This is a genomic window from Nocardioides luteus, from assembly GCF_000960475.2.
GTDB lineage: Bacteria > Actinomycetota > Actinomycetes > Propionibacteriales > Nocardioidaceae > Nocardioides > Nocardioides luteus_A.
The window spans coordinates 21,875-29,518 of record NZ_JZDQ02000055.1; the positions used below are offsets into that span (position 1 = coordinate 21,875).

Consider the following 7,644-nt stretch of genomic DNA (forward strand, 5'->3'; position numbering starts at 1 on the left):
TTCGGCGTACCTCGGGTCTTTTGTCGGGACGCGCAGATTCTAGGTGGTCACTGGTAGCAGAAGGGAAGTTGCCCCGTGATTAATCTCTGCGCGCTCGGATCGCCAGCCGTGCGCGAACGCCAGCGCGGCGATCACCGCGGGGTCGGCTCCGACCACCTGGAGCCCGTCCCCGTGCGGGATCGGGGCCGTTCCGGTGACCTCTGTGACGGCCGCGGAGAGCTCCTCCACGCTCGCCGGAGCGCCGAACGGAGCCTGGTCCTCGGCGGCACCCTTGAGGGCACGTACGACGGCTTCCCGGGCGCCGAAGCCGAAGAAGTCCGACCCCTCGGGGCGGATGAGGGCGCTGGCCCCCGGCCCGTCGTCGCCGGGCTCGCGGACCAGGTCGGCGCGGCCGCGCAAGACTGCGAACGGCCGTGCGCCCAGCTTGCCCTGGGAGATCTCGGCCGCCGAGGCGATCTCGTCGACGACGGCGGGGGCGGTGACGACGAGGTCGTTGCCGTAGGCGTCGACCTGGCCGGCGAAGTTCTCCAGCACCTCGAGCCCGGCGGCTCCGATGGCGATGTCGGTCTGGCCGTCGCGCCAGGCGCGCCCGGCGGTGTCGGTGATGATCACCCCGACGTTCGCGCCGGTGCGGTCGCGGAGCGTGGCGCGCAGGGCGCGCGCGGAGGCGTCGGGGTCGAGCGGCAGCAGCACGATGTAGCCGGCCTCGACGTTGGAGGCGTCGATCCCGGCCGCGGCCATCGTGAGCCCGAGCCGGCTGCGCACGATCTGCGTCGGGCCGCGCCGGGCCACCACCCGCGTGGTCTCGCCGGGGAGCGCGTCGTCCCGGTTGCCCTCGCGCACCTGCCCCTCGGCCTTGGAGACGACCTTGGAGGTGACCACGACGATGTCGCCGTCGGCCAGCGGCGACGCGAGAGCGTCGAGGAGCAGGGCGGCGAGGTCGTCGCCCTTACGAACCTCGGGTACGCCGTCGGGGGCGGTGACACTGATCCCGGTCATGCGGTGACCAGCTCGACCGCGGCGGCGGCGATGTCGGCGGTCGCGTCCTCCGAGGACATCCAGAGCGGCACGGCGGCCGCCTTCAGGCCGGACTCGGTGAGCGAGGCGACGGCGGAGGCGTCGGCCGTGTCGACCAGCCAGCCGTCGAGGACCCCGCCGGAGCCCCTCGTGCCATAGTGCAGGCCGACGCCGGCGGCGGTCGCGTCGACGCCGATGGCGGCCAGCATCTGCTCCGCCATGCCGCGTACGTGATGACCGCTGATGATCGGCGAGATCCCGACCACGGGGGCCGAGGTGGCGACGAGGCCCTCCCGGATCCCGGGCACGCCGAGGATGGTCCCGATCGAGACGACCGGGTTGGAGGGCGGCACGATCACCAGGTCGGACTTCAGCAGCGCGTCCATCACGCCCGGGCCCGGCTTCGACTCGTCCTGCCCCACGAAGATCAGCTTCTCGACGGGCACACCGGCTCGCAGGCGTACCCAGTATTCCTGGAAGTGAACGACCGAGAGTCCGCTGGGTGAATTCTCGTCCTTGACCGCGACATGGGTCTCGACCCGGTCGTCGGTCATCGGCAGCAGCTGCACCCGGTCGCCCCATACAGGCTTCAGCCAGCGTTCGCACAACGCGGCGGTGACCTGCGACAACGGGAAGCCGGCCTCGAGCATCTGGGTGCGCACCAGATGGGTCGCGATGTCGCGGTCGCCCAGCCCGAACCAGGTGCCGGGCACGCCGTAGGCCTCGAGCTCCTCCTTGACCGACCACGTCTCGGCCTTGCGGCCCCAGCCGCGCTCATGGTCGAATCCGTTGCCAAGGGTGTACATCACCGTGTCGAGGTCGGGGCAGACCTTGACACCGTGCATCCAGAGATCGTCGGCGGTATTGGCGATCACGGTGACCCGGGCATCTTCCCTAATGCCTGGGACGCGGCCGGTAGAGATGCCGTGGAGGAGCCCGGAGATGAACTTCGAGCCACCATGGCCGCCGGAGAGAACGGTGATGTCACGCATGGTCCTAGCCTCTCAGACGAGGGCCAGCACCCCTGCTCCAGCCGGTGCGCAAAGCCTGTGTTAGTGCGGCCCTAGCAGATTTGAGGGTTGACTTGTGGCACCGACAGGCATGTAATTTCATCAGTGTGATTCGAAACTGAACCGGGGACCGACAGTGCTGGGGACAGCGCCTGAAAATCTCGGGAAAATTTCGCACAGGGAAGTGCATCAAAAGTGCGACCTCGGTCGTAACAAGAGGCAGTTCCCGCAAAAACGGGGGGATCGGTTACCTGCCGATGGCATGGAGGTGACTGGCCCAAAGATGGGGTCACGGTCCCGAAAACAAGCTGAATAGGGTCGAAAGGTCGGAAAGACGATGAGAGAGCTGTTTCTCCTCGAGCCGGACACCGACGAAGGGGGCTGGCAGGAGCGCGCCCTGTGCGCGCAGACGGATCCGGAGGCGTTCTTCCCTGAGAAGGGTGGATCGACTCGGGAGGCCAAGAAGGTCTGCCAGACCTGCGAGGTGCGCCAGGACTGCCTTGAGTCTGCTCTGGGCAACGACGAGCGCTTCGGAATCTGGGGTGGACTCTCCGAGCGGGAGCGCCGCAAGCTGAAGAAGCGCGCAGTCTGAGGCAATAACCAAGCACGAGCCAGCAAGGCCCGGACCGTCAAGGTCCGGGCCTGCTGTCATGTTCTGGGCCGATTGCTCCGCAATCCACGTCGTTTTGCCGATTCCCCGCGATGCACGTCGCAGGGCCCAGGTATGCCGCTCATGCCCAGGGGGATATCGCCGATCGCCCGACAGGCCCATTCGGACTATCACCAGTTGGGCACTAGGGTTGCCGATCGTGCAAGCGTCGGTCGCTCTCGTCCTCGTCTCTCATAACGGCGCCGGCTGGCTTCCGACCGTCATCGACGGGATCCGGAACCAGCAGGCTCCGGTGAGCTTTGCCGTCACGATCGACACGGGCTCGACCGACAGGTCGGTCGAGATCCTGGAGGAGACCTTCGCCCAGGTGGTCAAGCTCCCGGCGTCGACGACGTTCGCGGACGCGGCCAACGAGGCGCTGGCGATCCTCCACCAGGCGGCGCAGCCGCCCGAGTGGATCTGGTTCCTCCACGACGACTCCACCCCCGACCCGCACGCGCTCGCGACGCTGCTCAACGCCGCCGAGGAATACCCGGAGGCCGACATCCTCGGCCCCAAGATCCGGGAGTGGCCCTCGCTGCGCCGGATGCTCGAGCTCGGTGTCTCGATCTCGGTCACCGGCAACCGGGAGACCGGTCTGGAGCGCGGCGAGTACGACCAGGGCCAGCACGACGAGGTGCGCCGCGTCCTGGCCGTCAACACCGCTGGCATGCTGATCCGCCGCGAGGTCCTCGAATACCTCGGCGGCTTCGACAAGCACCTGCCCGTCCTCGGCACCGACATGGACCTCGGCTGGCGGGCCGCCAACGCCGGCTTCACGACCATCGCCGTCCCGGACGCGGTCGTCTTCCACGTGGAGGCGGCCCACCGCGGCGTACGCAAGACGCAGCTGACCGGACGCCGGATCCACTATCAGGAGCGACGGGCCGCGCTCTACACCCTGCTGGTCAACGGCCGGCCGGGGATGCTCCCGCTCACGATGGTCAGGTTCTTCTTCCAGACCCTGTGGCGGATGCTCGGCTTCATCCTCGTGCGCGACCCGGGAACGGCGCTCGACGACCTGGCCGCGCTGGGCTGGATCTATGGCCACACCGGCCAGATCATGCTCGCCAAGCGACGGCGTCGGAAGCAGGCGCACGCCGACAAGGACGTCGTCAAGGCGCTGCTGCCTCCGCCGTGGCTGCCCTACCGTCACGGTCTCGACTTCGTCTCCGACGTGGCCACCGCCGTCACCCTCCAGGCCTCCGACATCGCCGAGCGGCGCCAGATGGCGCAGGCCGAGGCCGACCCGGCCTCCTTCGCCGCCAAACGGCAGGCCGAGCGGGCCCAGCTGGAGGAGGACGAGATCCCGGCCGAGACCGGGTGGCTGGTGCGTCTGTTCACCAACCCGGTCGCGGTGCTCCTGGTCGTCGTCGGCATCCTCGGCGTCATCGGGGCCCGCGCGGCGCTCGGTGGTGTCGCCGGCAGCGGTCTGGGGCCGACGCCGCAGAACGTGGGCGACTGGTGGCAGCTGCAGTTCGAGTCCTGGCACGCGATCTCGCAGGGCACCGGCGTGCCCGCGCCGCCGCACGTCTTCCCGCTGGCGGTGCTCGCGACGTTCCTGGGCGGCAACCCGAGCCTGGCGGTCAGCGCGGTCATGCTGCTCAGCTTCCCGATCGCGCTCGGCGGTGCGTGGCGCCTGCTGCGGGTCGCGGGCCGGCTGATCAGCCACCTCGGAGCCCCGCGCTGGTTGCTGCTGTGGGGTGCGACGGCGTACGCCCTGGTGCCCTACGTCAGCGGAGCCTTCGGCGACGGCCGGATCGGTGCGGTCGTCGTCGGCGCGCTGCTGCCCTGGCTCGCCCACGCCGCACTCGGCTTCAGCGACCCCGTCGCCGACCGCCGCTGGCGCGCCGGGTGGCGCACCGGTCTGCTGCTGACCATCATCACCGCCTTCGCGCCGATGGCGTTCCTCGTCGCGGCCGTCTTCGCGGCGGTCATCTTCATCGTCGCCCGCCGGCTGATGCCCGCCGTGCTCAGCGACCGTGACCAGTGGGGTCCGCCCACGGCGGCCATCGCGACCCCGGTCGGTCTGCTGCTGCCGTGGTGGCTGCCGTCGATCTTCTCCGGTGGCTGGGCGGGGCTGCTGCTCGACCCGGGCCGGCTGCCGGCCCCGGCAGCCGGTGGGTTCGACCTGCTCGTGGGCCGTCTGACCGGCCTCGACGGCAGCGACCTCGGCGCCCCGTGGTGGCTGGGTCTGGCGTTGCCGCTGCTGGCGGTCCTCGCCCTGATCCCGAGCCGCACCCGCATCCCGGTCATGGTCTGCTGGATCGGCGCGGTCGCGACGGCCGTCGTCACGATGCTGCTGTCCTGGATCCCGATCCACCTCGACGCCGGCATCGCCCGGGTCGGCTGGGGCTTCCCGCTGGTCGCCATCCAGGGCCTCGCCGTGGTCGCCGCCGTGCTGGGGGCCCAGGGGGCCATCCTCGACGGCCTCAGCGGGCTGCGGAAGATCATGGTCGGCGCGGCGGCCGCGGTCGCCGCGGTCGGTGTGGTCGGCAGCCTCGGCTGGTTCGTCTACGCAGGCTCGGGCGACCTCACCGACAACACCCGGGCCCTCGGCCACACCGGGGTGCCCTCCTACATGCTGGACCCGACCTCGACCACCCTCGGCCCGGAGGACGGCGTCCTCGTGCTGCGCGGCTCGGTCGACGAGGGCATCCGCTACGCCGTCCTCCGCAACGACGGGATCACCCTCGGCGAGGACGAGATCGCACAGCTCGCCGGCGGCTCCGACGAGCTCACCGGTGTCGTACGCCGCCTGGCGGCCGACCCCGACGACGCGGTGATCGGTGACCTGGCCGCCCAGGGCGTCGCCTACATCGTGATGCCGGGCCCGGCCGACTCCTCGGTCGCCGAAGGCATCGACGCCTCCGGTTCGGTGACCCAGGCGAGCACCGTCGAGCGCTCGACGCGCGCCTGGCTGCTCGACTCCGAGCCGAGCGATCCGGGTGTGACCGAGTCGCAGTCCATCATCCGTACGATCCTGTTGGTCCTGGCCGGGATCGGGCTGTTCGTGGTCCTGGTCCTGTGCCTGCCGACGCTGATCCAGAGGAGGGAGTCGGCATGAGTCATTCACGTGACCCCTACGACCGCTCGCACGATCCGCAGGCCGACGACGTCTACGGCCAGGAGCCGTGGATGCTGGACCCCTACGCCGACCCGTATGCGGGGCAGACGGCCCAGAACCCGCCGGAGGGCTACACCCCGGAGCAGCTCTATGCCCAGGAGCCCTACGTGCCCGGTCCGGAGACCGGCCAGATGCTCGCCCAGACGGGCTATCCGCCGCCCTACGAGGGCGACTACCGCACGGGTGAGTTCCCGACGTCCTACGAGCTCGAGCCCGAGCCGGAGTTCGAGGCCTGGCCGACCCCCGACGAGATGCGGATGGGTGAGCCGGAGGCCGAGCCCGAGCGTGCCAAGGGTGGTCGGATGGCGGCGGCCGCCGCGGCCGCTGCCGCGGCGCGACCCCGGCTGCGCCGCGTACGCAAGCAGCGGAGCCGGCGGCTCGACAACACCGCGCTGGTGGCGCTGGGCCTGATCGCCGTGATGGCGGTGGCGCTCCTGCTCAACCGGCCCCATCAGTGGGAGCAGCCGAAGCTGGCCGCCGACAGCAGTGCGCCGACCGCGGCCACCGTGGTGTGCCCCGGCAAGGCCAAGAAGGGCACCGACCAGCTCACCGTCACGAACGCCGCCGACGGGTCCGGCGAGGTCACCCTGAGCGGTCCGGGTGCGGGGAAGGGCACGCAGGCCACCGTCGGGTCAGGCAAGGTCACCGGCGCCTCGGTCAAGCCCGGCTCGGTCGTGGTCAAGGCCGGCAAGGAGGTCGCGCCGGGCCTGGTCGCCGGACGTTCGACGACCAAGCCGCTCGCCGCGACCGGCTGCGTGGCCCCGCAGGCCGAGGCGTGGTTCCCCGGCGTCGGCGCGGGCGCAACCCACGACTCGGTCCTCGAGCTCACCAACCCCAACAGCGGTGCGGCCACGGTCGACATCTCGCTCTACGACGACAAGGGCGCCGTGGCGGTCCCCGAGGACCTGCGCGGCGTCGCGATCCCCGGCAACACCACCCGCACCTTCGACCTGCTGCACGTGATCCCGCGCAAGGGCGAGCTGTCCTTGAAGACCACGGTCGTACGCGGCCAGGCCGGCGTGATGGTTCGCGACCGAGCCATCGCGCTCGAGACCGAGGCGACGTCCGAGGACTACTTCCCGGGCCAGTCCGCGCCGGCCGAGACCAACCTGCTGGTCGGCTACCCCAACAGCGCCTCGAGCCGCACGCTGACCGTCGTCAACGCCGGCGACACCCAGGTGAGCGCGGAGCTGCGCCTGCTCACCCCGAAGAACGTGCTCACCCCCGAGGGCGCTCCCGAGATCAAGGTGCCGCCCAACGGGCAGGCACAGGTCGACCTGACCAAGCTGCTCGGCAAGAACAGCGCCGACGACGCGTACGGCGTCGAGATCGTCGCCACCGGCCCGGTCACCACCGCGATGCGCTCGGTGGCCGGCGGGGACGTCGCGATCACCACCGCCACCGAGACCATCTCGAAGCCGACCGCGGTCGTCGTCCCGGCCGGGCCCGGCGTCGGCAAGAAGCGCGTCGTGATCTCCGGCCCGGTCGCCAAGACCGGCAGCAGCGGCACCGTCAAGGTGGTCCCGATGAACGCGAAGGGCAAGGCGCTCAAGGCCAAGTCCGTCAAGGTCGGCCCGGGGCTCGGCGCCGAGATCGAGGTGCCCGCGGAGGCCGCGCTGATCCAGCTCGTCCCCGAGGGTGTGCAGGTCAATGCGGCCGTGGTGCTGAGCGGCGACGGCGACGCGGTCGTCCCGTTCCGTCCGTTGCGTTCTGAGGTGCGGACCGCTGGCGTTGCTCCTGGGTTGCCGTTGCCGTTGAAGCCGTGAGGTTCTTCAGCTCACATCGGTTGGTGTGTTTGTGGTTGGTGTTTGCCGCCGACCCGTTACGGGAGGGTGTTGACA

The 7,644-nt window shown here is 70.5% G+C and carries 5 protein-coding genes; 3 read left to right on the top strand and 2 right to left on the bottom strand.

Annotated elements, in window-relative coordinates; genetic code table 11:
• Positions 1-39: 39 nt before the first annotated feature.
• Positions 40-999 carry a coenzyme F420-0:L-glutamate ligase gene (gene cofE, locus UG56_RS26265; RefSeq protein ID WP_045549494.1) on the bottom strand — a complete coding sequence of 320 codons (960 nt, stop codon included), beginning with the start codon at positions 997-999 and terminating at the stop codon, positions 40-42.
• A complete protein-coding gene (cofD, locus tag UG56_RS26270; protein ID WP_045549495.1) occupies positions 996-2,009 on the bottom strand; it encodes a 2-phospho-L-lactate transferase in 1,014 nt (337 codons plus the stop codon). Before cofD ends, cofE begins: the two co-directional genes overlap by 4 nt.
• A gap of 355 nt (positions 2,010-2,364) precedes the next feature.
• Between cofD and UG56_RS26275 the strand changes: the two genes are divergently transcribed.
• From UG56_RS26275 to UG56_RS26285, 3 genes are all read left to right on the top strand, one after another.
• Entirely contained in the window at positions 2,365-2,619 is a 255-nt protein-coding gene (locus UG56_RS26275; RefSeq protein ID WP_008361238.1) for a WhiB family transcriptional regulator, read from the top strand.
• Between the two features lie 217 nt (positions 2,620-2,836).
• Positions 2,837-5,743 carry a glycosyltransferase family 2 protein gene (locus UG56_RS26280; RefSeq protein WP_177191558.1) on the top strand — a complete coding sequence of 969 codons (2,907 nt, stop codon included), beginning with the start codon at positions 2,837-2,839 and terminating at the stop codon, positions 5,741-5,743.
• Complete coding sequence (locus UG56_RS26285; protein WP_071327348.1) at positions 5,740-7,569, top strand: DUF5719 family protein; 1,830 nt, start codon at positions 5,740-5,742, stop codon at positions 7,567-7,569. Before UG56_RS26280 ends, UG56_RS26285 begins: the two co-directional genes overlap by 4 nt.
• The last annotated feature ends 75 nt before the right edge of the window (positions 7,570-7,644 follow it).